Origin of the sequence: Parasaccharibacter apium (assembly GCF_002917995.1) — a bacterium.
GTDB classification, from domain to species: Bacteria; Pseudomonadota; Alphaproteobacteria; order Acetobacterales; family Acetobacteraceae; genus Bombella; species Bombella apis.
Genome location: NZ_LMYH01000017.1, coordinates 54,985 through 80,351 on the forward strand (window position 1 = coordinate 54,985; position 25,367 = coordinate 80,351).

Below are 25,367 nucleotides of genomic sequence, written 5' to 3' on the forward strand. Positions count from 1 at the left end.
GGGGCTCTCAATCTGTTGGTCTGGCGGGTAACGTGGGGAGGGACGTTGGTGTGTCAGAACCATCCAGGATGGCTCTCAGTGTGCTGACACAGGCCCGCATTTTGGGGCCGAAGGTTTCGCCCATGGCGGCAGTCATGGCTGCCTGTTGCTGAACCTGCAGCATCATGGCGGCGGCCTGGTCCCGCAGGGTGGTGGAGGGTGTTTTTCCCTGTGTGATGCCCCCCTTGGAGAGAACTGGATTTACAACAGGGCGGGCGTTCCAGTCTTCATCCGTGACATGCAGGCGGATGGCCCGGCTTCCCGCAGGCATGTGCGGTGTGACTTGCTGGTGCAGCTCTTCTTCCGTCAGGCTGTGGGCGGTTATGGTGCCATCGGCCTGTTTCCTGTCCTGCGTGAGGGGAATGATGGTCCAGCCACGGATGGGGACAGGCTCCATGGCGGCTCCTTCATCAATTATGGCGAAATAGGCCATGTTCTGGGTCATGACGAAAGCTCTCCAATGGCCATGACAGTAATGTCATCGGCCGGATCAATATTGGCACCTCCCAGTCCGACCCAGAATTTTCCAACCGTGAAGCCGGTGCGGTCCGGTGGGGAGAGGGTTGAGGGGCCACCAACAATCATGTTGGTTCCGTTATGGAATGGCGGAACCATTACCGACACGGTGTCGCTGGTGAAGGATTGCGGAAAGGTGACCCTGTCTCCATGGGCTGCCTTTATGGTGAAAACCTGCATCATGAGCGGTGCGCCGGATGGGCTGCGTATGTTCAGCAGGACGTGGCCGTTCGGTGTGGTGATGGCCCCGTTCAGTGAGAGGGAAAAGACCCGGAAGATGTTGCCCTTGTTCAGGACAATATCGCCGGAAACGGCTCCCGTGGTCTGGTTCCGTGCTGTCTGGAGGAAGAGGCCCGTATCATCGGTCGTGGCACCGATCTGCCTGCTCAGTGTACGGCCATCATAGTCATAATGGCCTGATGCCACGATGTTGCTGCTTCGGGGGAGGGTATCCAGCAGTCCGCCCATGCCATCTGGCTGGCTGATGAAAGCTGTATCAGTCTGCCATGCCAGAGCCAGCAGGGGGCCGGCCATTGGTCCGGCCGCTACATTGCCGCTGATGAGGCCAGCAGCACCGACCGTTCCGCCAAGGCCTGTACGGAGCGGGCCGGAGGTACCAGCCGTGTTGGCAAATATGTTGTTGCGGATGATGGCGCCAGTGGGCCTGTTGAGATAGATGGCCGTTCCCGGATTGGCAGTGGAGCCGATATCCTCAAAATGATTGCCTTCAATTTCGACAAACTGGCAGCTGTCCGAGACATAGGCGGCATAGACCGGGTTGCCCGTTCTGGCGGTTGATCCATCACGGGATACAAGGTTGTTGCGGACCTGTACGCCATGAGCCGCCACGATGCCGATGGATCCACCCCCGTTGCGTCCGTGCGTATTGTTGTTGGAGAGGATGTTTCCCGTAATGAGGATGTTCCGCTGGATCAGCCCGTCTGCACTTTTCTGGTCTGTCGTCGTGATGCCAATGCCCCCGTCGGCATTGTCGTGGACATGATTGTTGGCGATCAGGATGTTCTCGTTGGCGGGCTGGTCGGAACTGTCGGCATAGACGCCGATCCCGTCATGGTTGCTGGAGACCGTATTACCTGTGGCCCCGCAGCGACGGCAGCCCATGTAGAAGACGAAACCGCCATCGGTGTGACCGGTTGATAGGCTGTCCGTGAACCAGCAGTTGTCAGCCGACCAGATGAACTGGGGGCTGTTGCCGCCATCCAGCAGCGTGATGTTGGTAATGAGGCTGTTGCTGATGAACCCCAGAGAAAGCGGCCAGTTGAAGGTGTTGCGGATCGTGATTCCGGAAATCAGCAGATTGTCGATCCGTGTTGGAAATGAAGGCATATCAGGCGTATTGTCTGTATGGCTCAGCGTGTTGGCGCATATGCCGCCACTTACGGCGGTCTGTCCCCCCTGCTGGCCGGACCGGTTTCCGTCAATGATTCCCTGTCCCGTGATGGAAATCCGCTCCAGAGACTGGCCGGGGGCATAGATGTCCAGACAGTTCGTGTTGCTGTCTGGCGCCAGGGTGATGATACCATCCAGGACGAGATGCGTATCCGGGCGGGTGATGCGGAGCGTTCCAAGCATGACGGACAGCCCGGCAGGGTGCACCAGCCGGAAGGTGCCTGCACAGTCATTGATGGCGGCCTGATAGGCGGCACTGTTGGCGGCTGTGTGCTGGCCGTCAGGGTCGTGGGTGACACCGTAGCTGGTCACCAGTTTTTCCGGGAAGCGGGCCAGAACATCCCGGACTTTTTCTCCTGCAAGGGTACTGTCACCATCAATGGTCAGCCCCGCTGCCTGGCCGTTGATGGCGTCAATCTTGCCGCCAATTTCCCTGGCAACGGTTGTGGAGGGGACGATGTCGGTCGGGTTTCCCGTTGCCGTGTAGGAGCGCCAGGCAGGAACCCTGTTTGCTGGTTGTGTCATGGTTTCCTCATGCTGGTTTCATTGCGCCGCCTGCGGGCGGTCCCAAAGGCTGGATGACGCTCAGACCAGCCAGCGATAGCGGATCAGGCCGTTGCCTCCTGTGCCGCCAGAAAAGAGTGTGTTTTTGGAGAAGGCATCATAGGCTCCACCTCCTCCCGCACCGAAGGAGGAGGCATCCAGTCCTCCCTGTGCACCGGCCCGTCCACCGCCCCCGAAAGCAGAGTCGCCTCCGTTGCCAACAAGAATGAACGGGCCGTTCTGCCCGTCTGACCCTGGGGCACCGGTCTGCATGAGGATGTTTCCTCCATGTGCGGAACCGCCAGGGGCCCCAGCACTGGAGGCCTTTGCCTGCCATGAGGCTCCTCTGCCGCCACCTGCCGTCATGACGGCAGTTCCGTTGATGAACAGTACGGTATCGCCGCCAGGCTGTTCTGTGGTGCCCCCCCGACCGACCCTGACGGACAGGGTATCGGCAGGAGAGATGGAGAAGATACCCTCTGCATAGGCGCCAGCTCCACCGCCACCGCCTGAAGAATTGGTGTTGGAGAATTCGCCCCATGCCTGGCAGTTGGCACCTCCCCCTCCTGCCCCCAGTGCCACGACATGAAGGCGTGTGGCCCATGCTGGGGGAGTGGGCATTGATCCGTCCTGATAGAGCGAGGCGAACAGGAGATTGGCTGAGGCTCCATCAAGACGGCTGAGCCTGCTGTCCAGACGGTCGGAGAGGGCCCCCAGTGCGTGCTGGAGTGCCTCATCATTGCCGATGCGCCGCCAGTATGTTCCGTCAGGGTCGGTTGCGGGGTTGGTCATGTTGCCATCCTGCTGGCTGATGAGCAGAATGGACGGGTCCGTGGTGGATCGCAGAACAGCTCCCAGCGGGTAGCCTCCGACATCATGGGCGAATGATGCATCGAATGTCATCGTGGTGCCTGCACACCATGCCCGTGCGATGGATGAGAGGGCAAACAGGATGCCGTTCATGTCCCGGCCATCTGGTGGTGTGCCCCCAGCCCCCGTAGGCTGAAAGGTCAGCGCGGGGAAACCCAGCATGAAAGAGGCCGCCCCTGCATCACTGCTCTGGAGAGGGATGTCACGCCGATAGGCCAGACCTGCATTCTGGGCAAAAGGAACGGTAATTTTCTCTGGAAGGTCGGAAGTCTTCATAGAATGTCATTCCCGAAATCATTTTTGGCAGGGGGGATGAAGGTGTAGCGGTACTGCACGCCAGAGGGGCGGGGCAGCACACCGGATGCGATGATGGAAACGTCAATGGCTGTGGGGCGGAAGGAGAAAACGAGCATCATGGTGTGGTCGCTCGTATCGGCCAGGTAGCAGTTGCCACGGTTGCCGAAGAGGATCATGAGGATGCGGTTGATGTCAGCGATGGACCCGGCAGAAATGTTTGCTGCTGCCTTGGCTAGGATCAGCTGGCGGTAGTTTTCGTCTGTCAGGCGGTAATTGGCTGTTGCTCCACGCCCGGAATACCAGATGCCTTCACCAAAGGTTCTGGAGGTCGGATAGCCTTGTGCAAATCCCCAATAGCCTGTCGTGTCAATGCGTAGAACCCGCCCGACCCCAACAATCCTCCCCCACACGTCCAGCCCCCAGCCTTTGGCCGTGGCCGGGTTCCAGACATCATGGAGGAAGGTCTCGATAGACCGTTGCGGGTCCACCGCCGCATTGAAGCGCTCGAGGATGCCGGTGAGGGCAGGGCTGTTGGCATACTGGGCGAGGATGGTCTCCCGTATGTCGATCATGCCACCACCTGCACGCTGATCGTGTCCGCCGTCACCGTGGGAAGCTGGTTGATCGGTAGTGTGATCCTGTTCTGGCCCGCATTGCCATCGGTGCCGATGGTCAGGGTGAGAACCTCTGCCCAGTCCCCCAGCCCGTCCACCACGGCAGAAAGGCGGGAGGCATAGACGGTTCTGCCCAGCCGGATGCGGTTGGCCCCGGTTGTCAGATACGCCACGATGGCCTGCTGGATGAGCTGTGCCGCATTGGATGGCACGGCATCCGAGGCCGCAATCTCCATGACCACATGGACAGCAACCGGCGTCGGCCTGTCATAGCGGAACGAGTATGACGGCTGGTTCCCCGCATAAACAGGGTTGGCGTCCTGCACCGTGACGATCTGGGTGCCAACGGTGGGGATGCCCGGGGGCTTCTTGTGCAGGATGGCCTGGCCGATGTCCTGCGGGTTGCCCCCTTCGACAAGGATGTACTGCGCCCCCGCCGGGATGGTCACGCCCTGCTGCACCGTCGGAGCCTGTGCCGGATTGTCCGTCACATAAGCATCCGTCACGCCGGGCAGCTCCAGCAGCGCCCCCATGAGGGACGCATTCTGCCCGATGCTGTTGGCCGCCACGCTGGCCTGCCGCCGGGCCTCAAAGTCGGTGCGGCTTTCGGCATCAGCGCCCGTGGCACCGGGGGCAGGATTGGTGAGGGATGCCAGCCCCAGCCCCGCCTGATAGAGCGTCAGGCTGTTGGCGGGGCAGCTGATGGCCCCGGATGTCTGGCAGGCAAGCTCGAGGCTGGCCGTGGCGGACTGGGGAAGCGTGATGGCCTGCGGGGCCACATAGAGGCTGCCATCCGTTCCCTGCGCCACGACCGTACCGGCAGCGATGGTCTGGCCGGGGGCGTTCACGCTGGCCTGCACCGTGACGGTCGTTGCCGTGGCGGGGCGGCGCTCGATGAAGTAGATGCGCCCGATGGCCTCCTGCATCCGCCCGGAAGAAGAGGCCGGGTCCACGCCATTGAAGATGGCGATCATCGCCCCCAGAAAGTCGCCAAGGATGGCGGTCTCGGAGAGGGCGATCTGCCCCTGCGGGGTGGAAAGGGCCGTGTTGGCCCCACCGCCCAGGGCGGCGTTCATGTCGGCCAGAACCCCGGCAAGGATGTCCTGCTCGGAAGGGGCAGTGAAGCCCGCATCGGTGAGGATGGGGGCCGGGACGTTGGTCGTGGCGTCAGAACTGGGCATGGTCCGTGCTCCCATCGCTGAAGGTTACGAGAATGATGCCGGTGAGCTGGCGTTCCTTGGTGGGATTGGCGAGGTGGCAGGTGGCCGCCGCCACGCCGGGAACAGACGTGGCGGCATCCTCGATCTCCGAAGAATAGAAGGAGAGGTCCACGTCCGAGCGGAGGATGTCCGTGTCGTAGGGGATGCCCTGCCCGGTGTCGTAGAGCACCTCGCCCAGCCATGTGCGGGCGGCAGAGCATACGTCCTGAAGGATGGCCGCCTTGTCCGTCAGCACGACCAGATTGCCCGTGCTGTCCAGTGTCAGGTCCCAGTCAGGGGTGAGGGAGAGGGTTTTCATGGGGCATCCTGTGGAGTAGCGTTCTATGGAATAGGGAGGATGTGAGATGAAGAAACTTCTGTTTGCTGCCGCTGCTGTATGGGCATTGGCAGGGGGCAAAGCGTGCGCCGATGATCGCTATATAACCGCAGGGGTTGTTACTGGAGTATGGCGAGCAATCCACGATGTTGCTGGCGCGCCGGAGTTGGAATTTTCTTCTGGGCGTGAGTTCGTGTTGACGGCATTTTGGGTGCCTCCCCAAACACGCTCATCACCGCAAAAGGCGGGAGCGACTTTAATTATTCCGGGACAATATTTTGATTGTTCTGAGAAGGCTGTTACGCTCAGTTTCTCGAATGGAGACTCTTTGCCTCTTGAAGGAAGAGGGGATTGCCTTCCCAAGTCCTCCGTAGACACGTCTAGGGGAACTGTTTTAGCAACAAAAATGGGGGAAGATTCCCAAAAAGATGTTGCGGCCAAGTTTGCCACGGGTGCTTATCCAGTAAGTGTAATTTATGGCAATCAGCAGATAATTCTGCACGGAAGCGGGTTCGAAGCAGCTGCTTCGCAGTATAGGAATGATATAGACCCATTACTTAATCCTGATTTTTATGATAAATTCGGGATTTCGCCGTAATTTTTGACTGTTGCGGAGATTAGGCAGACTACAGCGTTCTCGTGAGTTTACTCAGGCGCGATTGTCTTCCTACTGCCCTGATTGGCCCCAGTAGGGGGTGTTATTTGTTGGCATGGGTCTTCCCCTTTATTGTTCTGATGCCTTAGATGGACGAATGACCTTACGGGAGTTGACCATGAAACACTTTCTTCTCATCACCGCCGCTATCATCGGGCTGTCCGGCGTGGCTTGGGCAGATAATGGGCTTACTCTTGCTCAGAGGAATGAGCGGCAGATGGAAGCCAACAGGAAAGTAATTGATTCTTTGTGTGCGCCTCATTGCAGCCGTCCAGTCATAGAGCCATCCCAAAGCGATTGGGATGCTGTTTCAAATCGCATGGCTGCGGAAACAGAGATCCATTTGCGTCAACTCGGCATGTCCCCTGATGTCGCCCGTAAGGCTGCATGGGCAACGCAACACAAGCCCTATAGCGCATGTTCTCACTATGTGGCCCAGCTTACAGCTGATTATGACAGAGGATTGTCTCGTAGAGATTATGATGAGGACCTCATCATTTCTATCGAGCGCTCAGGGACATGCGAGAAGAAGAACCTCGACTGACTATTTAACGGCGATTTGCTGTCCTGCGCTAGTCAACTGGCAGTCCACAAAGGTGTGCCAGTTGCCGCCCGGTATCTCGGCAGTGACCTCGTGAGTAATGCTGTAGGGCAGCCACAGGCCATTCCATGGGGCTGAGGCGATGCGCTGTCCCTGCTGGTTCAGGCCGTTTTCGCCGGCCACCCACCCGGCAGGAGTGTACTCTTTTACCACCTTCACGGGCTGATAGTAGGAGATGTCTGGCCGCAGAAGGCAGGAAAAGGAAATCCCGGCCCTGTGAAGCTCCTTTCTCCATGGTGTTGTGACTATTCTCTACGTCGTTGTAAATATTATTTAGTAGGCGGCCTGGTGATAGGAAAAATGTGCTGTTTTGGTTTTCCTTATATCGGGCGAAAAGAGTAATGACGGATAGTGTCTTGACTGGATCATTCTAATGTTTCCCAGAGAAGATTGCAGTATTCCGCGAGAGTGTTTTTGTTTAATTTGGCGTCAACCATGATTGAAGTACTTTTCAGTTAGAGGTTAGGGAGGTTGTGCGGGTTGTGGACACATGGGGTTACCTGTGCCGAAACGATCCTCCTTCTGATCCAGCAGGTATTGGAGGCAGAAAAAGAGGAGTAGTTACGTGGAGGAGATCATGAAGAAATTAGGCGTTGCTTTTGTTCTGGCTTCTGGGCTTTTGGATACTCTCTTTCGGCGAGAGCCGAGGAGAATGAGGATCAGGTCAACCAGTTGATGCACTCCGTGACGGCTCAAGACTTCCTGCAAGTTCTGGACCATTTCTACGGGAAGTAAAGAGGTAAGGGGGAGGAAGCAAAAAACTCCTTCCTTACTGCCGACACGCCATATTTCATCTGTTGCCTGGATGAACTGGTCCAGCCCGTTGTGCGGCTCTCTTTTTCTTTTTTGGAAAAACCGATCGCCACAGGTTTGTGGTAGAAGCAGGCTCTTCCACAGGTCCGTTGAGTGTGGTTTTCATATGTGGCCCTGATGGATCAGGATGTGGTTGTCAGAGTCGGTGGCTGCACCCGGTAGGGTGGGTGCTGTCAATTTCAGGAATGAACAGGATTATGGGCATGAAACATCTGGTGCTGTGCGCCGTGTTCGCACTGGCTCTGCCCGGTGTGGCACGGGCGGAGGCTGTGTATCTGAAAAATGAGGATGGGTCTTTCGCCATAGACCCTCCAAAACTGTACGAATTTCTTCACAAGGCTTATTCCAGCAAGCGGGTGGCGGATAATGCCTATGATGTGCTCATCAACAAACGGCGGGGCAATTGCTACGATGCTGTCGTCCATGTGCTCAGATATTTTGATGATGGGCCAGGAAATGTGCCGAAATATTGTTACAGGCCGGATCTGGCCAGTGATGATGCCGTTACGGACGAGCCGCAGGGCCTGAGAGCGCCCTGAAAGCAACACCCGGCCAGAAAATTGTCTGATTGCCAGCGCATGGGGTGAAACCACATTGGAGAGGTTGTCGGGATGCGCTATTTTCTCCGTAGCCTATGGGGCGTAATGCAGGAATCCTGTCCATGAAACACGTTCTTTTTGTAATTGCAGCCGTTTCTGTTTGGGGCGGAGTAGCCCGTGCGGATGCATTGAGTCACATGCCCGAAACCAGAGGCACCCTCTCTCAGGCGCTGCATAGTGCCAAGGTGCAGGCGCATCAGGGGGTGAATCATCAGGAGCAGCGGACGGATGAGGAGAATTTGCGCCGCATCGGGCTTTCCGCCGAGACGGTGAGGGATGGTCTCTGGGCCGTATCACACCGCCCCCATTCGCCCTGTGCCCAGTATATCCGTCAGCTGACAGCCGATGCAAAGGGCAGTTCGGCGGCCCTGTTGCAGAGTGACCAGCGGCTTGTCACTTACGTCGAGAATTCTGGAATCTGCGAACGCTAACCGGCTGGAGCAGTGGTTTCTCTGCAAGGCAGTCGTGCAGTGATAGAGGGACCTTGCGCTTGATCGACCGTTCCTGATGGTTCAGTGCTGGGCTGCGCCCTTCTGGAAAAGAGGGCGTCCGATAGTGAATGACTGGAAAGGGAGTATCATGTCCGAGAAGGAAGAACCGGCTGCAAACCCTGTGAAGGCAGTACACGACGTGATCAGGAACATGCCAGCTGAGGAACGTGAAAAGGCTCATGAGCGCCATCATGAAGTGCTCGATGAAGTCTCCAGTGATGAATCCGAAACTGTAACTGACTGAAATCTGTTACGGGCGGGGGCAGGCGGGCCTGTTCCGTCCTGCCCCCGCCCCTGTATCGTGAGGGAAAGGAAAGTGATGATGCGGACGACACTGTGCATGACAGGCCTGAGTCTGATGCTGCTGGCGGGCAGTCTGACAGATGCCCGGGCCCAGACCCCGCTGGATGTGGCGCAGGATGGAACGGTGACAACAAGCGGTCTGGCCGCTCTTGGTGTATCTCCCAATGGGGGGCAGCGCTTGGGGCAGACCGGTAAATGGCAGATGCTGGAGCTGGACCACACGCTTACGGCTCTTCTGGCAGAAAATGATGTCATGTTGTCTGCATCGCCACGTCGGGGTGGTGATGTCTTTCTCATGTTCGTCCTGAAGAATCATGAGATTCACCAGCCAGAACTGGAGGTCCGTTTCTCTAACGGATACGAGGTGAAAGGCTTCCATTATACAGGCATCATCAACCGGGGCACGCAATGGGGATGTTATGTCTCCGAAGCTGAGGGGCACGCCCTGTTTGATGCCCTGGCAGGCAGTACGTCTGTCAGCATGTCCTGGGCAGGGGGCGCAGCCCACATCGATTTCGATCACGGGGATGAGTTCGTCCGCACACTGGCCGAGACAGCCTGGCGTGGAAATATGCCGTTTCCGAAATGATATTTCATTGCGGGGGAGCGCTTGTGCCCGGACCGGTCTGCACGCCGCCGTGAGTATGCTGTTTTAGCGAGATGCCACCCGCCTGAACGTCGCCGGATGTGACAATATCGCAGGTGGCTTCAATGCGGCTGGCTTTCAGGGTGAGGGGCCCTTGTGCGTCTATGGTGACGGATCCCGGCGTCACGATCCGCCAGCCCTGATCCGTTGCCTGTATGAACTGGTCTGGCCCTTCATTGAGGAAGCCGCCCACATATACGCAGTCCTGCATGGAGAACTGTCGGAACGAGGCCGGAGGTGAGGGCTGTCGGGTCGTGATGGCATGGGTGTGGTCCCGCCCTGATATGATGATGAAGCCAATATCCCCCGGCTTGGGGTCGATGATGAAGGCGGAACGGCCGCCTTGCAAACGCAGGTAAGGAACATTGTGGATGAGGTCATGTGGCAGGGTGCGGGAGAGCGCATCCTGCTGCTGTACCATGGGACGGACCGTGACCTTGCCTGTAATGGCAGCGGCCTCGGTCGTGACTGTTTCTACCTGTACCAGCATGGAAGGGCCGATCTGGTTGATGTGGCTGGCAATGAGTGAATCCAGTGCACCTTTCAGGCTGTTTTTGCCCGCATTGGAGCGCAGGAGATAGGGCGTGGCTGTAGCTGGCATGCTGTGATCCTTCAGGCCGTTCTGGAGGTGGTTGTTCAGGAAGGTGGCGGCCCGTCATCGTCTGCCAAGGGTCGTACGGATGCATTCCATATGTGTATGCCAGGCTCCATGTGAGGTCTCGGTACTGATGTCGTGCCAGACAAAGGTGGCCAGCCACAGGCCGTTCCAAGGTGGGGTGCCGGTTGTGCATGTTCCGGTGACGGGTGCGAAGGTGCTTTCCAGAGCCAGTGGACGCCAGAAGGTGATGTCTGGCCGGAGGAGGGTTGTCAGGGATATGCCGGAACTGCTGTATCGGGGATAGCCGATCATCCCCGTTGCGGCTGAGATGACAGGAACTGTTGTTTCCTGCCCTGCTGGCGGGATGCCGGTAAAGGTCGGCCCCCATATTTCAAGGAGCCCCCTGTAGGGAATGGCCCCCTGGTTGCTTTCCATCATGGGGATGAAAGGTGAGAGATTGAAGGTGCCTTTCGTCGCCGTCAGGATGGCCTGTATCTGCTCAAGAGCCGTTCCCCATCTGTAATGGTTTGTCAGGCTGGCATGGCGTTCCCAGCCACCATGATCCAGCAGCTGGAAGCCTGCTTCTTTGCAGATATCCGCCATCAGGGTGATGACGTCCTGCGGTCCGGCATAGCCTTTGGCCTGTGGCAGGATGGACGCTGGAATGGTGCTGGTCATGGCATGGATATGGAAGGGACTGTCCAGATCATCATAATCCGTCTGGGCACTGTCGACTGTTCCAGTGAACAGGTTTGTCAGCGGGCTCCCTTCATCACCGGCCTGTAAGGTGATGAAAGTCTGGCCAGCAGTGATTGTGTTTAGGTTGTCTGGTGCAGGATGGTCGGGAAGGATGGAAAGGCTGTCTCTGTCTATCTGGGAGAGCCCCCTGATGGTGAGGTCAGCTTCGGAACCGGTGGTAAATCCCGCATGTTTTATGGTGGCCTGTATTGCATGTCCCTCGCCAACCGTGAAGCTGTCCAGGCCTCCGTTCAGCCCGGGCATGAAGAATGTGACGGTTATCTGTTTGCGGGCAAAGCTGTGTGTCGTGGTGGCATTGGGATATGTGATGGCTGTCATGATGTATCATCTTCGTAATGAAGCAGGAATCGGGACCCCAGACCTGAAAATGTGGGATCATCAGCCCCTTGTGTGTCGGTGAAGTACAGGCGGCCTGGCAGCAGGCTGGCAGGGTTGCGGATGATGTTGGTCCCGTTCTGGCAGACAACGCCACGGAGAAGGGCTTCGGTACCGACGGTCAGGTCCATGTATAGTCCGGTGGAAAGCTGTCTCAGCCAGATGTGGCATTGCAGCCCGGCAATGGGGCAGGTCATGCTCTGGGCTGCTGTTGGCTGGAGCGGAACCGTGTAGATCATGTCCGTTTCTCCGGCTGAAGGGTGACGGGGCCTGCATTGCGGGTTTGCGCACCCTGTGGGTGGCGGCTTCCCGTCCAGCGGGACGTGTTTCCCTGTCGGACTTCCTGAATGGTGATGTTGGCCGTTATGATGTCAACGCCGCTGTCGACCGTGCGGGTGAAGGTGTAACCGGTGATGTTGGCATTGGGGTAGATGCCCTCTGGCGTGGCGACGAAATAGAGGTTTGTGTCCTTTACGAGCCGGGAAAGCGTTTCCAGAAAATCTTTCCGCACCGTGTCAGACCCCACACCAAGGGTGCTGCGTATGAAGTCTGGCAGCAGGTTTTCACCAAGGGAGCCTGTTTCCGACCCGTCACAGACCATGCGGATCATGGCCCGGTAGGGCAGGAATACCTTGTTGTAGCTCGTGAAGGTACCGTTTTCCTGTGGGGCGGAGCAGATGTTGGCCTGTTCATCCAGTCGCAGGGAATCGACATGGGCGGCGGAGAGGACACGTCTTGGCGCCTGGCCTGACAGGAAACTGGATGGGCCGCCAGCTGATCGGTTGAAACCGGACGATGTGAGGGAACTGAACTGGTCAGCCGTCGGGCGGCGGAAGATGCCCCATTGGCGGGCGGCACGCTGTACGGCCCAGTTTCCCAGCGTTTCACCACCGGTGGCGGAGGCTGACGCCCGGAGAGATGTCAGGATGGACATGAGGACTGCTCCAGAAAGAGATTATCCGGTCTGGGTGAGGGTCTGGCGGGCAAGGGCTTTTATGGTGCTGGCTTCCACGGCACGGGCAATGTCTTGCGGTCTGCCATGACCTGCCGTCACGGTGATGTTGATGGTCGGGCTGTGCGTGGTCGTGTTGTGGGTCGTGAGAGGGTGCGGTCGTGCTGTGGTTTCGACATGCCGGGCAAGGTGGGCAAGAGCTGGCCCTGCACCGGGAGTGGGCCTGCCCGGAATGGCGGGGGAACGGGAACCCGGTGCTGCAGGAAGCATCCGTGAGAGTGTCTGATCCGTACGGGCAAGGGTCAGGGACAGGCGATGCAGCCGCTCCTGGTCCTGCTGCGGCGTGGGTGAGACGTTTAGTTCCCGTGAGGCCGTGCCGGTCAGGTATGGGATGGACATGGCAGGCAGGAGCCTGCCCGGCTGGCGAGGAGGGGGTGTCTTCTGGCGTCCGGTTTCATCATGGGGTGAGGAGAGGTCTTCAGGAGCATGAAGGTTCAGGATGCTGCGGGCCGTCATCATGGCTGAAAAACCTTGCAGGAGGGGGCCGGGGTCCGCTCCCTCCCGTGTCGTATCAACCTGTCGTGCCTGGAGGTGAAGGACACGCTCCAGAGCCTGCTCTGCATTGTGGAGGGTTGGCTCCACGTCCTTCAGGGCCTGTCGGGCGGCAGGGGTGGACTGGGCCAGCAGGGTGGACCAGTCCCGCACGGTCTGTACCGCCGAGGGAGGCATGGGCTGGGGTGAAGGGGCTTTCGCTTCGGGAGTTGTGGCATCGCTCTGGCGGGCCGGTGGCTCCGGCGTTGGCATCATGGCGGGCAGAGGGCGTGCCATGACAGGGACATCTGTTCCGTCTGTGTCCTGCTGTTTCAGACCAGTGAGTGATCGCCCCCCGGTGAAAAGGGCCAGTGCCCCCATGACATTCCGCCGGAAGGTTGCCGTGCCCTGTTTCAGGGGGAGATGGGCCGGGGGACGTATCAGGTCCGACTGGGCAATGAGTGTATCAAGAATGGCCATTCATGCGCTCCACGGCCGCAATTTCCCAGAGAAGCCACATGTCTTCGCTGTCATAGAGGGTTTTCAGCTCATGCAGTGTGGCCAGCCCCGTCCCGATGACAAAGGCCATCGGACTGGAGAGATTCACGCAGCGGGCGGGAGGTCCCCGTCCGGCTGTGTCTCCCTCAAGATGGCGATGAGGGGGTATATCTGGTAAATTGCGGCCTTGAAAAAATCCACGTTCAGCCGGAAGGCCTCTGCCCGCAAGGCAGGCAACGTGTTGGGGTCCGTTATGTCCGCCTCGATGAGCGGGGCAGGCTCAAGGGCCCGGTTCGTGGGGTCCCGGCGGATTGTCACACAGTCCAGAAGGCCGGAGAAAGCCCGGTCACAGTCTTCATCGCTCATGTGCCCGAACAGGGCCATGCTCTGGCCGGAGAGACCGGCAATGCCGCTGTGCAGGGCCTCCCGTGGGGTGTTGGCTCCGGCACGGGCCAGGGCACGGACGACATGCCGTGCCCAGCGGTCCGCCGTGAAGGCCGACATGCGGGAAATGACAAAACATTTGCCTGCATCAGGGCCTTCGGCAGGGGTCCATTCGATGGTTTTCATGGTGGGTTGCCTTACAGCCCTGCCGGGAGGACATTTTCCCATGTGATGTTCACGGTCCGGTTGCCCAGCGTTGTATCCCCCGCCGGAACGGGGTCATAATCCGTCAGGCAGCCATTGGTGAAGGTGAAACGCTGTCCCAGCCCATGCAGCAGAAGCTCGCCGTTCAGTTCGTAGACTGTCCGGGCCTGCCGGGAGGCCGTGGCGATGGCATCGAAGACGGGAAGGGAGCGTGATCCGGCAGAGAAATGCAGGGCCATGTGATAGGCCGAAGGGACAAATCCCTTGTTGAGACGGCCATCAATGGAGAGGCTCGTCGTGGCCAGCTTCAGCTTCTGGGAGCCACTCCAGCCATGGTCGGTTGCCCAGTTCTCCAGCGTGATGGGCGCATTGAACAGGGTCTTGACCGTGAGGGTGAAAACGGCGTCAGCCGAGGTGATGAGCGCAGTGCGGGACATGACTTACTGGACCTCGATGGATGCAAGATGAATGGACTGGACGGACTGGCCATCCGTGTACCAGAAGCGGCACGGGGGGCTTCTGCGGGCGGCCCGGATGTCGGCTGCGGCGGTGGAGGCATTGGGCTGGAAGTACCAGCCCCGGCTCTGCACCGTGTCGCTGATGGTGGTTCCGGCAGCCTGGTCGATCTGCTGTTTCTGAAGGGATGTCAGCTGGATTCCGGGGCGGATGGCCCCGAAGCGCAGGGCCTGGTTGATGGTGTCCTGCACGCTGGCCGAGATCAGCCCATCCCCGAGGCTGTCATACGGAATCTGCCCGGTCTGGAGCAGAAGCGTGGTCAGGGCGGACTGGAAGGACGCATTGAGCCATATCTGGTTGATGTAGCTGTCCGCCCAGAGGAAAGCCCCCGAGACATGCCCGTCCTCCAGCCACTGGAAGCGGCCCAGCCCGTTGGCATAGGCCCCGTAGAAATTGTAGCCATTGGCCCGGAGGGTGGCGGCTGTCGTGGCATCGGTCACGCTGGGGGTGAGCAGCCCGCTGCGGCGGAAGCAGAGCGTGGTGCGCCCGTCCGTTGCGCTGAAATCGAGCGAGGCCAGCCAGCCGAGACAGAAGGCGGCAGCTAGAGGGTCCTGATAGATCAGGGTGGTGCCATCAATGTTCCGGTTCTGCAACCATGTGCCGAAGCTGGCACTGTTCTGCGGGTTGAGGGCCTGCTCGTCCGTGTCCCATGGGACATACCAGTAACGGTCCGTCGTGCCGGCCACCCATGTGGCGAAGGCCTGTTTCTGTGTCAGGGTGGGTTCCCATGTGGTGGTGAAGCCGGTGAAAGCCTGATTCTGGCTGGTGATGAGGTCCATCAGGCTGGCAGGATCGGCCTGGTGGGCCGGGTCCGCCATATGGATCAGCAGGGTGGGCGGTATCTGGGCTGCATCGTCATGGCTGGCGAAATAGACGGCGGCCATGCGGGCTTCCGGGCTGTTGGCGGGGAAGTCTTTCGTCACGTCTGCCAGGGAGCCGTAGGATTTCAGCTGACCTGTACCGAGAGCGGCTGAATCCGAAGGGGTTGTGATGAGCAGCCCGTTCATGAAAGGAACGCCACTGGCTGTGCCGAGTGTGACGGGATTGATGCTGACAGTCTGGGCAAGAGGGATGGTGCCGGTCAGGGAGGCCATGATGGAGTGTCCTTGTCTGTGAAAAAGGAATCAGTGGTCGGCAGATGGGAGGGGAGTGGCCAGGGTGGCTTCCACCATGGAGGCCATGCCGAGGGCTGTGGCCGTCTCGGCCGGGCGTTTCAGGGTGGTCATGATGACGAGACGCAGTGTCAGGGTGGCGGAGGCCTCATACTGCTGTTCTGCACTGGTGAAGTCCTGCTGCGTGAGGGGCCCGGTGTCTATGGGGGCCATGTCAGGCCGTCTGTGGCGGAACCACGCCACGGTCCGCCGGTCCCGCCACAGGGTGCTGACACCGCCCAGAACCGTCAGGGATTCAGGCCCACGGGCGGTGAGCCGGATGGACAGTTCCACGGGCTGGGAGATGGTGACGCCTTCTTCATCATGGCCATGGCTGTTGGTGGCGAGCGGACGGCGTGTGGTTGGCTGCATGACGAGATGGCTGCCTGAAGGCATGGGCAGACGGTTCTGCTGGCCCTGGAAGAGGCCCCAGCCTTCAGGCAGAATTTCTGCTTTCAGCCAGTCTCCCAGCATCTGCATGACCGTGCTGTCTGTCGGGGTCAGCTGGAACTCTGCCGGCATGGAATCTGGCGGGTGACGATCAGGCGGCACCATTCATTGGCTCCCCATTGTTCGAGTATTTTCGTGACCAGCCATTCCGATCCTTCAAACAGGAGGCTGTCGCCCCCGCTTTGCAGAGGGCGACTGAGAGTATGGGCGCTGCCTTGCAGAAAGACGGTGCGGCTTTCTCCCTGCTGGGCGATGTCGCCAATGAGCTGGAGGAGAGTGGCCGGGGCGGGCTGGATGTCGATCAGCACAGGGATGTCCTCATGAAGCGGGGTCGTGCTGTAATCGGCGGCAATCTGGCTGCCTGTCATGCGGCGGAGAATGGCAGGCTGAAGCGGGTTGATGGTGGTTGTCACGCTGCTGGCGAGAGAGAAGAGATTCATGCTGTCTGGTCTTCCATCAGGTGGTGAAACCGGTCAGGCGGGACTGGATTGACGAAAGCGCATGACTGCGCCACTTTACGGCCAGTTCTGGCTGGTTGCGGATGCGTGTTCAGCCAGTGAGACAGGAGTAAGATCGTATGTATGGTGCTGTAACCGGCAAGGCCGTGCTGTTTGCCGTGGTGCTGATCCTGTGTCTGCTTTCTCTGACACGGACCATTTTCCTGATGATGCGGGCCGGTGATGGCAAGCGTATCACCTTCGGTACGCTGGTCCATCTCGTGGTGCCTTTCCTGTTCGCCTATGTTGTCTGGAAGCTGCTCTGGCACTGAGAGCGTCAGGTGATGATGGAAGACGGCCCACCCTTCTGGGGTGGGCCGTTTCCGTATCAGGGCCAGAGATAGGCTGGATGTGCATGGCCAGGCAGGAAGCGCATCTGGCGGAGGGGGGCCGTGGCCTGCCAGAAGATCAGTCCATACTGCGTCTGGCTGAACCACCCGGCCTGCCTTGGCAGGGCACTGCCATCCAGTGTGATGGAGACGGCCCCCCGTGTGGCGGAGGCGACCCGTCCGACTGGCGGTGCCGCTGGCGGGCTGCCGGTGGCCTCACCAGACTGGGCTGGTGTTTCGGTGGCGAAGAGCTGCGCTTGGTGCGCTACCAGCAGCCAGAGCAGCGTCCTGCGTCGTGTCATGTCCCGGACAGGGGAACGGCCCGTATTGTTGAGGATCAGTTCTGCCAGCTGGAAGAAGCTTTCCGCCTGCCCGGCACTGACATGCCCGACGAAGGCCGGATAGGCGGCGAGCCAGTCCTGATAGGAAAAGGTAACCTGCCCTGGGGGGGAGGAGTCCGTCATGGTGGCATTGTCTCCCGGTTGGAGGCCCGTGCCGTTGGGCTGGAGGGCATAAGGCACGGGCGGGTGGTTAGGCTGTTTTCTGCATGGGGGTGACACCTTCGGCCAGGGTGGTGTTGTCAGCCCCTTCCAGCCCCGTGCGGTCCTTGGCCAGTTCGGCCATGGCATTGTCGGCACGGGCGGGCGTGGTTTCGGCAAAGATGATCTTCCGGGTGATGAGGTCGCTCTGCCTGTTCTGTTCCAGCCAGGCTTTCCAGAAGTTGGTCGGCACAGTGGTCCGTCCTGCCCGCCCGAGCAGACGGTTTTCCACGGGATGGTAGAGCGGGTCCTGCCGGATGCCATTCAGCAGTATGGAGGACCGGGCCTGTGGCGGAGTCATGACGGGGGCCGTGGCCTGTGTCCGTTCGCTCAGGCTGGAGAGGTCATGCAGGTCGAGCCGGATGCCGGAAGGCAGACGGCAGAGGACGGTGACAGTATCGGCCATGGTTCAGATTCCTGTCATGGTGACGCAGGCCACCGGGTAGAACCAGATGGTTCCCCATGTGCCCTGGGATTTTTTCTGGCGGATGTAGGAGCTGTAGCGTTCGACCGCATGGGCACGCAGCTTCTCGGTAAAGGCGGTGGTGACACTTTCCTGCCCGTCCACCTCCCGCAGGAAGAGCTGCATCTGCGTGACCTTGCTGAGACCACCAGACAGCGTACTGCCGGCTTCCGGCAGGGTCTCGATCTTCAGGTTGGGCAGGTTCTCCCGCAGCAGTTCACGCAGGGAGACACGGAACTGGTTCGTGTATAGCAGGCACTGTTGCCGCTCCGTCGGAATGACGAGGGTCAGGGGGCTTTCCAGCGTGACATTTCCGCCCATCTGTTCGGAAAGCTGCTGGAAGGCCTTGAGAATGTCGGCATAGACCTGCATCGGGTCGGTCATGCTCAGCCAGTCGCTGCTGCCCGTTGCCGCTCCGGAAGGAGCAATCTTCGGGGTGGGCTGGATGGCCGGTGGCAGGGCCGTGTCATTGAGGGCACCACGCAGCTGGAGACCTTCCATTCCGAAGAGGCTGATGCGGTTGCTCGTCTTGTTCAGGATGGAGATGGATGCCTCATTCTTGCGGGAGACCCAGTCCAGCCGTGCCGCCCCCATGCGTTCCGCCTCCCGTTCTCCCCAGCGGGTCCATGTCTGGAAATGGAAGGACTGCCTCTGCACCCAGTTGGCGTTGACGTCACTGTCCCCGGAGCTGTCATAGTCCCCGTAGGAAGCTGTCTGGCCGGAAAGTTCGACAAAGGGGAATTGTGCCGTGTCCGTCAGCCAGTCGCCTTTCTGGCCCTGGCCATAGATGGCCTCGGCCCGGATGGGTGTGATGAGAGCCTTGATGGTGCGAGGGTCGGCATAGGTGGAAAAGATGGACGGAATGCCGGAATTGGGAGCCGTCACGGCGCTGTCGAAGGCCATGGCGTGGTCAAGCACGCCATGAATGCCGAAGTCACGTTTCAGCATGGCGGAAGAAATGGAGTGGGGCATGGTGATACCTTGCTTGTGGTCGGGAGCGGAGAAGGGGCGGGCGGGTTGAAGAGGGGTCAGGCCGTCATGGGGTGCATGGGGCCGGAAATGATGATCGGTTCTCCCGCACTGCCGCCACGGGAGACCGTCCAGCCTGTGGCCACGGTTCCCTGCGGTGTGTTGCCTGCCGGGGCCGTCTGGAGGCTGCCGTCACCTGTGGAGGCATAGACGGCCTGTCCCGCCGTGGCTGCCGTGCTGGCCACGGCCCAGAAGTCTCCGCCCTCAGCAAGGCTGGCCATGAAGCCCTGCGGCAGGGTCATGGTGGCGGACTGGAGATACTGTGTCGTCAGCCCCTGCTGCGAACGGTAGAGGAAGCCCGCCGGGGTGGTGGTGCCGGTGTGGCTCAGGCTCACGCCGTCTTCATGACGCCAGACGAAACGGGCAATGGTCAGCCCGCCCTCTCTGGCGATGAATCCGCCTTCCGGGGCGATGGCCGTGCGGATGGGGTTGGCACTGGCCGGGGCTCCGGGAAAACCCTGCGGCCATGTGTAGGAGACAGTCTGCTGGAAATCGGACATGGATGTGCTTTCTGTAAATCTGGGCAGGGATGGGGTCAGTAACGGCGTGGGGCCGTATACCCGGTGGCGGTTTCATCAGCGGCAGGAGCGTGCGTGATGGGTGGAGTCATGGCCTCCAGACGGGTCTGGACGAGGGCATGAAGACCGGCCTGATTGATGGCGGCGAGACTGTCCGCTGCCATGCCGGACTGCCGGAGGGCATAGCGGTAGACGTCATCGGCACTTTCCATGCCATGAACCTCTCCGACCAGGGGGCGGACAAGGCGGCGTGCCTCCTCCGTGGCCTGGCGCAGGGCACGGTCGGCGGAAAGGGCCTTCTGGATGGCCTCGTTCAGGGCAGATTCCGCCTCTTCATGGTGGGGTGCCTCGGCGGTGGGCGTGTCGTCTTTCCGTGTCATGGTGGTGGCTGCTTTCCCTGTGGCTGAAGAATCATGGACCAGCACGTCAGGGCCGGCCCGTCCTTTTGTTACGAGAGCAATATGGTTTCCCCGGATGTTGACCATGCGTCCGTCATAGGGCTGGCCCTCATGGGTGCCCGGTGTCATGTCCGCCTCATAGGCGTAGCCGCAGGACAGTTCCTTCTGGTCACCGGACTGGATGCGGGTGATGGCAGGACCATCAAAGATGACCATGCCGACCGTCAGGTAAGGGCTTTCGAAGCGGGCATTGTCCATGGTGGAGCCGACCGTCAGTTCCCTTGGGTGGGCATCCGCACTGGTGGGGACGTGTTCCTCCAGAACAGGCAGGGAGTTGAAACTGTCTGCCGCCTTTTCCAGTTCTTTCGGGTCCCGCAGGAGGCGGTAGGACTGGTCCGGGTTCAGGCCCAGCCGGGCATGGTCGGGAATTTCCCGCCCCTGATAGAGGCAGATGTTGGCCTTGCTGATGGGGGTCCGTTCCACACGGAGGCGTCCGTTGTCATCAAAACTGCGGACGGACCCGGTGCGGTCATAGGCGAGAATGGTCATGAGGCCTCGGATGGCTGTGGTTGTGTGGTCTGCTGCCAGAGGGGCTTGAAGGTGATCTCCAGCGCAGGGTCGGTGTCTCCCCAGAGGTTGAGCTGGATCAGGGTGAGCAGGCGGCTCAGCACGGGCCGCATGTGGGCTTCCTGAAAGGCGGCGATCTCATCGTAGAACACCCTGATTTCTCCAGCGGAGGAGGCGTTCAGCCCGTTGGGGGTGATGCCGAAGAGCTTCACGAGCGGTATGCCGGGTATGGAGGCCATGGCTTCCATGGCCTGGGACTGGAGGTCGGCAAGCCCTGTCAGGGGTGTGGCCACGATGGATACATCCTCGTTCTGCCGGTCGGCCACGATGATGTCCTGTCCTTCGGAAATTTTCTGCATGAAGGAGGCCCGCCCCGTGATGGAGGCTGTCGGGTCGGCCTCGTCGCTGGTGCCGGTGGCCATCAGGCCGCCCATGTCGGTCTTCAGGACAAGCCTTGAAAAATTGGCCGTGATGTTGCTGATGCTGTTGCGGGTCCGCAGGAAGTTGTGGACATAGGGGCGCAGCTGCTGTGTCAGGCTCATCCCGCCGAAATTGAATGACGGTTTGAAGAGGTCGGATACGCCATAAGGCACCATGCTGATGAGCCTGTCCCGATGGACAAGGCTACCCTGCACCCACCAGTTGCGGGGCCGGTAATAGTCATCCTGCAGGGGAGAGTCGGCATTGTAGGCGTTGGGCGTGGTCCAGACCGGTTCGATGTTTTTCAGCCCGGCTAGAGTTCCCCTGCGGACCCCGTGGGGGGTGAGGGGCAGCGGGAGTGTCTGCCCATAGGTCGTGCGGGGCGTGTCAGCCATGTTGAGCCAGATATGGCCGATGCCGTAGAGCAGGCTGTCCAGAATCTGCTGGTGCAGAAGCTCGCGGACATTCAGCCGTTTCATCTCCACATCCAGCGCATGAAGGCGGGCTGCGGGATCCGACGGAAGAGCCGGAGAGGGATGGTCTGGGTTGTGCGTGCTGAGGCTGATCCATTCCCGTGTGGCTTCCCGTGCGATGACATCACAGGGTTTGCGGAACTCCGCCCGCTGGGCCATCTGGGCGAGGGTCGGATACCCCAGAAAACCAAGCCCGTCGGCCATCCATGATGGCTGGGCTGCCGTCTGTCCCATAGCCCAGCAGGCCATGTCCATCATGGCCGTGGGGGCAGAATCCATGCCGGGCTGGTCATGCCCTTCCGGCACGACGCCCGGTGGTGGCCGGTAGGGGGAGAATGGCGTGGCTGTCTCTCTGTCATCGGGTGTAGGGATGGTGTGGGAGGCCCGCCACAGGCGGGTCAGCCAGTGGGGACTTGTCTTCCCGGCCATACTGGTGTGACGTGGAGCGGCGGGTTCCTGCCGGGGGCGTGCGGTTGTTGTAGGCTGTTTTTCAAACAGACGGGTGAGAGAAAAACCGGGCATGGGCAAGGCCTATCTGTAACGGAAAGGAGACGTGTCATGAGATGGATCGACTGGAAGGCATCATCACAGCGTATTGCCGGACGGATGCTTCTGCTGGCCCTTCTGGGTGGGCTGATACTGGGGGGAGCCGTAGGGGGATGGCTGGTCTGGGCGCTGGGTCATCCGTGAGAGCCATGTCCATCAGGTAGGTGGTGCAAACCGTGAGAAATCCGGCAGGGGGGACTGGTTGGTGATGAGGCCATCCAGAGCGTAACGCAGGGCGTCGATGTAATGGTTGTTCGTATCTTCCACCTGCGGGAGGACATCGCCTGTCAGCGGGTCCGACCTGTAACGGTAGAGGCGGAACTCACGGACTGTCTGCTGGCAGCGGGGATGGATGCGGATGGACCGGAAGGAGCGCAGCCTCTCGATGCCATCCTGTACGCTTCCGGGCCATTTTCGGGCGGCACTGATGCGGAAATGATGGCGGGTGCGAAGGTAACTGATCGTTTCCGGCCGGGCACCGTCTGCCCGGATGGGCCAGTGGCGGATGCCCGGTATCCTGTCGAACAGGGCAGGCAGGTGGTCCAGTGGAATGTGGGTGCCGCCTGCCTCATGGTCGATATGGAGGATGTCCTCGTGAATGAAGCAGCGTATGACGGCTGTGGGGTCCCGTGAGAAGCCCCAGTCCACTCCAAAATGGAAGCGGCAGCTGCTGGGGGGCCGGAACTCTTCAACCGTGATGCGGTCGGGGAAGATGAGGGCTTCGTGATGCAGCTGATAGCCTCCCTCCCAGATATGGCCATAGTCCTGTGGTCGCAGATGTTGATCCCGTTTTCGTTCCTGGTCCAGAACATTTGGGAACCACGGATTGTCTGACCAGTTCGCCCGGATCGTGATGAAGGAGGGGTCACCTTCCGTGGCAGGATCACGCATGAAGGCATCCACAGGGTCGGAGGGATGATTGGGATTCCAGCTGAACCAGAGTTCGGAACCGGGCTGGCGGATGGTCGGGCGCAGGAGTTTCAGGGACCTGGCCGAGAGGGACTGCGCTTCCTCCACCCAGGCGATGTTCATTCCTTCCAGGGATTTTATGGTTTCGGCATTGTGGGACTGCATCCCCTGGAAGAGGATGACACCGCCGCCGGGTGTACGGATTTCCCTGTCCAAAACTGTGAAGAGGTGGGACAGGTTCAGGCGTGCGATGGTGTCCCGGAGCAGCTGGTGAACGGAAACAGTCAGGGATTTCTGGATTTCCCGGATGCAGACCGCCCTCAACCCGGGGCGCAGTGTGGCCTGTTCGATCAGCATTCCGGCAAAGAAACAGGACTTCCCGGAACCTCGTCCTCCCCAGATGCCTTTATAGCGGGCAGGCTGTAGAAGGGGCGCAAAGGCCCGGGGTGTCATGATGGTGACCCGGTCTGTTGTCATGAGGCCCCTGCATTTTATTGCGGTGATGTGTCCGGTGGTGTTGTGCCCGGAGCAGCGGGATCAATGATGAGCCGCTGGATGGTGTGTACGGGGCCGCCATCATGCCCGGCATGTTCCATGGTCTGCCGGTCGCCATACCGCTTTGGGGCACGGCGGGCCATGATCCAGCGGAGCATGTCGAACCTCAGCTTGTGGAAATTGACCGTGGCCGCATCAGCTTTTTCTGGCATGGCCCTGATATGGGAGAGGATGGTGCTTTCCAGACTGTCGGCAGACAGTTCCCGTGCCCGGCGATAACGGGGCAGGAGGGCCGGATGTTTCTGGAGCCAACGATAGAAGCTGCGCAGGGTGGGGCGCTGTGCGCCGGAGCAGATGTCATGCAGGGGAGTGCCGAGCATGAGGTCTTCCATCATTTCATCAAAGAGTTTCTGCGAGAAGGAGACAGGCTTTTTGCGGGGCGTGTCATGAGACATGGGTTGCATGAAGGCGGTTGCGGGCATGTCTGCCAGAGAAGAAGGGCAGCCTGTCACTTTCCAGAGCGTTGACCTGCAGTTCCCGGTGTGTCCGGAGGCGGAGCTGGGTGAGGGTGAAGGCGGAGAGACTTGCAGGCTGGGGGGTGACGGCCTGACGCTGCTTGAGGAAGGGAATGGCCCTGACGACCGCATTTTGTTTCAGTCCCAGAATGAGTTCATCCCTCCATGTCAGAGGAATGTCGGCCCTGTGTGTCAGGGCTGGAGCTTCGTGGATCGGGCAGAGAACAAGACTGTTGCCCTCTTCGGCAAGAACGGTGCAGAGGCCGCGTCTGGTCAGAACGATGCGGCCGCGGCCGAGCGGCTGCCCGGCGGGGGAGGAAGGCATGTGAGCCATGGAAGAAAGTCCGTTTTTAATGAATGCAGGTGCCGGGCATGGAAGCCGGATCATGCATGTCCGGCAGGATGGGCCTCGGTGGTGCAGTGGAGGTGGATCATGGCGCATGGGGTCGCACCGCCGGGAAGGGCGGTGGTTTGCGGAATCCATCCTGAAGGGAAAGAAAAGCTGTCTGTCTTGGAACAGCAGTCATGAAAAGAGCCGTACACCCCTCTGGGCGCACGGCTCGTGATGATGTCCTTTTTATAGGCTAAAGCGGGTAAGCTGTCAACAGGAAAAAAGCAATCCGGGTGCCATGGTCAGTTGCGGAGTTCCGCAGCCGTGATCTTCTGGGGTTTGTTCAGGATGATCTCGCCATGCCGGATGATCTTCTCAAGACCTTCAGGGGCCAGATGATAGCGTCTGGACAGGGTCATCATGTCGAGCCCTTTGCGATGTTCCCGGGCAATGGTGACAGCCTGTCTGGCTTTTTTGCGTCGCTGTTCCTGCCAGAAGGCGGCCAGCATTTCCAGTGTGGCGGCGCACTCTTCCGAAGCCTTTTTGCGGGCACTGTCCGGGTGCAGATCGGGATAGAGTTTGGAGCCGAGGGAAGAAAAGGACCAGCCGAGTCCCAGCATGTTCACGAGCAGCTGGTGTCGGGCCCGTCCCGCATGGCGGCGGAAGGCGTTCAGCCGCCCCCAGGCTTTGCCCTGCAATGCATTGAAGGTGAAGACATTCCCCGCCTGTGCGGGGGCGCCGCCATTTTTCATGATGTCGAGATAGCCGTGTTCGGCCAGCATCCAGTCCTTGACCCACTGTTCTGCTTCAGAAATGACATCAGCAGTCAGACGTGAGGAGAGGGCACCAAGAGTGTTGGCACGGCGGCGCCTGCGGCCGATGATTTCATAATCGGGCTTGCGGGTCCGCTCCCGTGTCGGGGTGGTCGTGATGTGCGTGATGCGAGACAAAGGAATTCTCCCGGAAAACTGCGTTATGGTCCGTAAT

The 25,367-nt window shown here is 60.0% G+C and carries 35 protein-coding genes; 8 read left to right on the forward strand and 27 right to left on the reverse strand.

Translation table 11 applies throughout. The features are described from left to right. Positions 1 to 7: 7 nt before the first annotated feature. The 6 genes from ASO19_RS08455 to ASO19_RS08480 are packed head-to-tail and all read right to left on the reverse strand — an operon-like array spanning position 8 to position 5,807. Positions 8 to 484, reverse strand: a complete 477-nt coding sequence (locus ASO19_RS08455) for a hypothetical protein (protein WP_103765800.1) — start codon at positions 482 to 484, stop codon at positions 8 to 10. Beyond that, positions 481 to 2,490 carry a right-handed parallel beta-helix repeat-containing protein gene (locus tag ASO19_RS08460; RefSeq protein WP_103765801.1) on the reverse strand — a complete coding sequence of 670 codons (2,010 nt, stop codon included), beginning with the start codon at positions 2,488 to 2,490 and terminating at the stop codon, positions 481 to 483. The genes ASO19_RS08455 and ASO19_RS08460 overlap by 4 nt, the downstream gene beginning before the upstream one ends. Positions 2,491 to 2,550: 60 nt before the next feature. Next, complete coding sequence (locus ASO19_RS08465) at positions 2,551 to 3,654, reverse strand: glycine-rich domain-containing protein (protein WP_103765802.1); 1,104 nt, start codon at positions 3,652 to 3,654, stop codon at positions 2,551 to 2,553. After that, a complete protein-coding gene (locus ASO19_RS08470; protein ID WP_052349248.1) occupies positions 3,651 to 4,247 on the reverse strand; it encodes a DUF2612 domain-containing protein in 597 nt (198 codons plus the stop codon). Before ASO19_RS08470 ends, ASO19_RS08465 begins: the two co-directional genes overlap by 4 nt. Next, the gene (locus ASO19_RS08475) at positions 4,244 to 5,470 is read right to left on the reverse strand and encodes a baseplate J/gp47 family protein (RefSeq protein WP_103765803.1); all 1,227 of its coding nucleotides are present in this window, start codon (positions 5,468 to 5,470) and stop codon (positions 4,244 to 4,246) included. Before ASO19_RS08475 ends, ASO19_RS08470 begins: the two co-directional genes overlap by 4 nt. Next, on the reverse strand, positions 5,457 to 5,807 hold the full coding sequence (locus tag ASO19_RS08480) for a hypothetical protein (protein ID WP_103765804.1): 351 nt from the start codon (positions 5,805 to 5,807) through the stop codon (positions 5,457 to 5,459). Before ASO19_RS08480 ends, ASO19_RS08475 begins: the two co-directional genes overlap by 14 nt. 46 nt (positions 5,808 to 5,853) lie before the next feature. Between ASO19_RS08480 and ASO19_RS09085 the strand changes: the two genes are divergently transcribed. From ASO19_RS09085 to ASO19_RS08505, 6 genes are all read left to right on the forward strand, one after another. Next, positions 5,854 to 6,423, forward strand: coding sequence for a hypothetical protein (locus tag ASO19_RS09085; protein ID WP_146046937.1), 570 nt, complete (start codon positions 5,854 to 5,856; stop codon positions 6,421 to 6,423). A gap of 175 nt (positions 6,424 to 6,598) precedes the next feature. After that, the gene (locus ASO19_RS08485) at positions 6,599 to 7,024 is read left to right on the forward strand and encodes a hypothetical protein (RefSeq protein ID WP_146046938.1); all 426 of its coding nucleotides are present in this window, start codon (positions 6,599 to 6,601) and stop codon (positions 7,022 to 7,024) included. Positions 7,025 to 8,097: 1,073 nt separating this feature from the next. Then, entirely contained in the window at positions 8,098 to 8,433 is a 336-nt protein-coding gene (locus ASO19_RS08495; protein ID WP_143539976.1) for a hypothetical protein, read from the forward strand. Between the two features lie 197 nt (positions 8,434 to 8,630). Then, the gene (locus ASO19_RS08500; RefSeq protein ID WP_143539977.1) at positions 8,631 to 8,924 is read left to right on the forward strand and encodes a hypothetical protein; all 294 of its coding nucleotides are present in this window, start codon (positions 8,631 to 8,633) and stop codon (positions 8,922 to 8,924) included. A gap of 148 nt (positions 8,925 to 9,072) precedes the next feature. Next, entirely contained in the window at positions 9,073 to 9,228 is a 156-nt protein-coding gene (locus tag ASO19_RS09145) for a hypothetical protein (RefSeq protein ID WP_156878807.1), read from the forward strand. A gap of 75 nt (positions 9,229 to 9,303) precedes the next feature. Then, positions 9,304 to 9,876, forward strand: coding sequence for a hypothetical protein (locus tag ASO19_RS08505; protein WP_043562106.1), 573 nt, complete (start codon positions 9,304 to 9,306; stop codon positions 9,874 to 9,876). 4 nt (positions 9,877 to 9,880) lie between these two features. Here ASO19_RS08505 and ASO19_RS08510 read toward each other — a convergent pair whose 3' ends face one another. The 11 genes from ASO19_RS08510 to ASO19_RS08555 are packed head-to-tail and all read right to left on the reverse strand — an operon-like array spanning position 9,881 to position 16,791. Then, positions 9,881 to 10,534: a Gp138 family membrane-puncturing spike protein gene (locus ASO19_RS08510; protein ID WP_043562108.1), complete on the reverse strand. Its 654-nt coding sequence runs from the start codon at positions 10,532 to 10,534 to the stop codon at positions 9,881 to 9,883. A 54-nt stretch (positions 10,535 to 10,588) separates the two neighbouring features. After that, positions 10,589 to 11,608, reverse strand: a complete 1,020-nt coding sequence (locus ASO19_RS08515; protein ID WP_103765805.1) for a hypothetical protein — start codon at positions 11,606 to 11,608, stop codon at positions 10,589 to 10,591. Further along, on the reverse strand, positions 11,605 to 11,904 hold the full coding sequence (locus tag ASO19_RS08520) for a phage baseplate plug family protein (protein ID WP_043562113.1): 300 nt from the start codon (positions 11,902 to 11,904) through the stop codon (positions 11,605 to 11,607). The genes ASO19_RS08515 and ASO19_RS08520 overlap by 4 nt, the downstream gene beginning before the upstream one ends. Then, the gene (locus ASO19_RS08525) at positions 11,901 to 12,599 is read right to left on the reverse strand and encodes a hypothetical protein (protein WP_086431786.1); all 699 of its coding nucleotides are present in this window, start codon (positions 12,597 to 12,599) and stop codon (positions 11,901 to 11,903) included. Before ASO19_RS08525 ends, ASO19_RS08520 begins: the two co-directional genes overlap by 4 nt. 21 nt (positions 12,600 to 12,620) lie before the next feature. Further along, positions 12,621 to 13,628: a hypothetical protein gene (locus tag ASO19_RS08530; protein ID WP_103765806.1), complete on the reverse strand. Its 1,008-nt coding sequence runs from the start codon at positions 13,626 to 13,628 to the stop codon at positions 12,621 to 12,623. Next, a complete protein-coding gene (locus ASO19_RS09150; protein WP_181005252.1) occupies positions 13,615 to 13,755 on the reverse strand; it encodes a hypothetical protein in 141 nt (46 codons plus the stop codon). The genes ASO19_RS08530 and ASO19_RS09150 overlap by 14 nt, the downstream gene beginning before the upstream one ends. Continuing rightward, complete coding sequence (locus tag ASO19_RS08535) at positions 13,752 to 14,216, reverse strand: phage tail assembly chaperone (protein WP_081562633.1); 465 nt, start codon at positions 14,214 to 14,216, stop codon at positions 13,752 to 13,754. Before ASO19_RS08535 ends, ASO19_RS09150 begins: the two co-directional genes overlap by 4 nt. A gap of 11 nt (positions 14,217 to 14,227) precedes the next feature. Beyond that, entirely contained in the window at positions 14,228 to 14,671 is a 444-nt protein-coding gene (locus ASO19_RS08540) for a phage tail fiber protein (RefSeq protein ID WP_081562632.1), read from the reverse strand. A 3-nt stretch (positions 14,672 to 14,674) separates the two neighbouring features. Next, on the reverse strand, positions 14,675 to 15,844 hold the full coding sequence (locus ASO19_RS08545; RefSeq protein ID WP_103765807.1) for a DUF3383 family protein: 1,170 nt from the start codon (positions 15,842 to 15,844) through the stop codon (positions 14,675 to 14,677). 30 nt (positions 15,845 to 15,874) lie between these two features. Then, positions 15,875 to 16,456, reverse strand: a complete 582-nt coding sequence (locus ASO19_RS08550) for a phage neck terminator protein (RefSeq protein ID WP_146046947.1) — start codon at positions 16,454 to 16,456, stop codon at positions 15,875 to 15,877. Next, positions 16,402 to 16,791, reverse strand: a complete 390-nt coding sequence (locus ASO19_RS08555) for a hypothetical protein (protein ID WP_043562126.1) — start codon at positions 16,789 to 16,791, stop codon at positions 16,402 to 16,404. The genes ASO19_RS08550 and ASO19_RS08555 overlap by 55 nt, the downstream gene beginning before the upstream one ends. Positions 16,792 to 16,928: 137 nt before the next feature. Between ASO19_RS08555 and ASO19_RS08560 the strand changes: the two genes are divergently transcribed. Next, positions 16,929 to 17,120 (forward strand): hypothetical protein, encoded by a 192-nt coding sequence (locus ASO19_RS08560; protein ID WP_043562128.1) that lies wholly within the window; start codon positions 16,929 to 16,931, stop codon positions 17,118 to 17,120. A gap of 56 nt (positions 17,121 to 17,176) precedes the next feature. On the opposite strand, the gene ASO19_RS09155 is transcribed toward ASO19_RS08560, so the two are convergent. The 6 genes from ASO19_RS09155 to ASO19_RS08585 form a co-directional block, all read right to left on the reverse strand. After that, positions 17,177 to 17,641, reverse strand: a complete 465-nt coding sequence (locus ASO19_RS09155; RefSeq protein WP_181005248.1) for a DUF4054 domain-containing protein — start codon at positions 17,639 to 17,641, stop codon at positions 17,177 to 17,179. 67 nt (positions 17,642 to 17,708) lie between these two features. Further along, the gene (locus tag ASO19_RS09160) at positions 17,709 to 18,122 is read right to left on the reverse strand and encodes a hypothetical protein (RefSeq protein WP_181005249.1); all 414 of its coding nucleotides are present in this window, start codon (positions 18,120 to 18,122) and stop codon (positions 17,709 to 17,711) included. Between the two features lie 3 nt (positions 18,123 to 18,125). Then, positions 18,126 to 19,151 (reverse strand): hypothetical protein, encoded by a 1,026-nt coding sequence (locus ASO19_RS08570; RefSeq protein ID WP_052349250.1) that lies wholly within the window; start codon positions 19,149 to 19,151, stop codon positions 18,126 to 18,128. 56 nt (positions 19,152 to 19,207) lie between these two features. Further along, the gene (locus ASO19_RS08575) at positions 19,208 to 19,708 is read right to left on the reverse strand and encodes a structural cement protein Gp24 (protein ID WP_081562629.1); all 501 of its coding nucleotides are present in this window, start codon (positions 19,706 to 19,708) and stop codon (positions 19,208 to 19,210) included. A 35-nt stretch (positions 19,709 to 19,743) separates the two neighbouring features. Next, on the reverse strand, positions 19,744 to 20,673 hold the full coding sequence (locus ASO19_RS08580) for a DUF2213 domain-containing protein (RefSeq protein WP_052349251.1): 930 nt from the start codon (positions 20,671 to 20,673) through the stop codon (positions 19,744 to 19,746). Further along, the gene (locus ASO19_RS08585; protein ID WP_103765809.1) at positions 20,670 to 22,106 is read right to left on the reverse strand and encodes a phage portal protein; all 1,437 of its coding nucleotides are present in this window, start codon (positions 22,104 to 22,106) and stop codon (positions 20,670 to 20,672) included. Before ASO19_RS08585 ends, ASO19_RS08580 begins: the two co-directional genes overlap by 4 nt. 36 nt (positions 22,107 to 22,142) lie before the next feature. Between ASO19_RS08585 and ASO19_RS09255 the strand changes: the two genes are divergently transcribed. Then, on the forward strand, positions 22,143 to 22,274 hold the full coding sequence (locus ASO19_RS09255) for a hypothetical protein (RefSeq protein WP_256462226.1): 132 nt from the start codon (positions 22,143 to 22,145) through the stop codon (positions 22,272 to 22,274). Positions 22,275 to 22,286: 12 nt separating this feature from the next. Here ASO19_RS09255 and ASO19_RS08590 read toward each other — a convergent pair whose 3' ends face one another. The 4 genes from ASO19_RS08590 to ASO19_RS08610 all read right to left on the reverse strand — a co-directional run bounded on the left by ASO19_RS08590 (position 22,287) and on the right by ASO19_RS08610 (position 25,330). Further along, positions 22,287 to 23,516, reverse strand: a complete 1,230-nt coding sequence (locus tag ASO19_RS08590) for a PBSX family phage terminase large subunit (RefSeq protein ID WP_219811869.1) — start codon at positions 23,514 to 23,516, stop codon at positions 22,287 to 22,289. A gap of 14 nt (positions 23,517 to 23,530) precedes the next feature. After that, a complete protein-coding gene (locus ASO19_RS08595) occupies positions 23,531 to 23,998 on the reverse strand; it encodes a terminase small subunit-like protein (RefSeq protein ID WP_143539806.1) in 468 nt (155 codons plus the stop codon). Further along, a complete protein-coding gene (locus ASO19_RS08600; protein WP_086431794.1) occupies positions 23,979 to 24,383 on the reverse strand; it encodes a hypothetical protein in 405 nt (134 codons plus the stop codon). Before ASO19_RS08600 ends, ASO19_RS08595 begins: the two co-directional genes overlap by 20 nt. Before the next feature lie 299 nt (positions 24,384 to 24,682). Then, on the reverse strand, positions 24,683 to 25,330 hold the full coding sequence (locus ASO19_RS08610; protein ID WP_103765810.1) for a hypothetical protein: 648 nt from the start codon (positions 25,328 to 25,330) through the stop codon (positions 24,683 to 24,685). Positions 25,331 to 25,367: the final 37 nt, after the last annotated feature.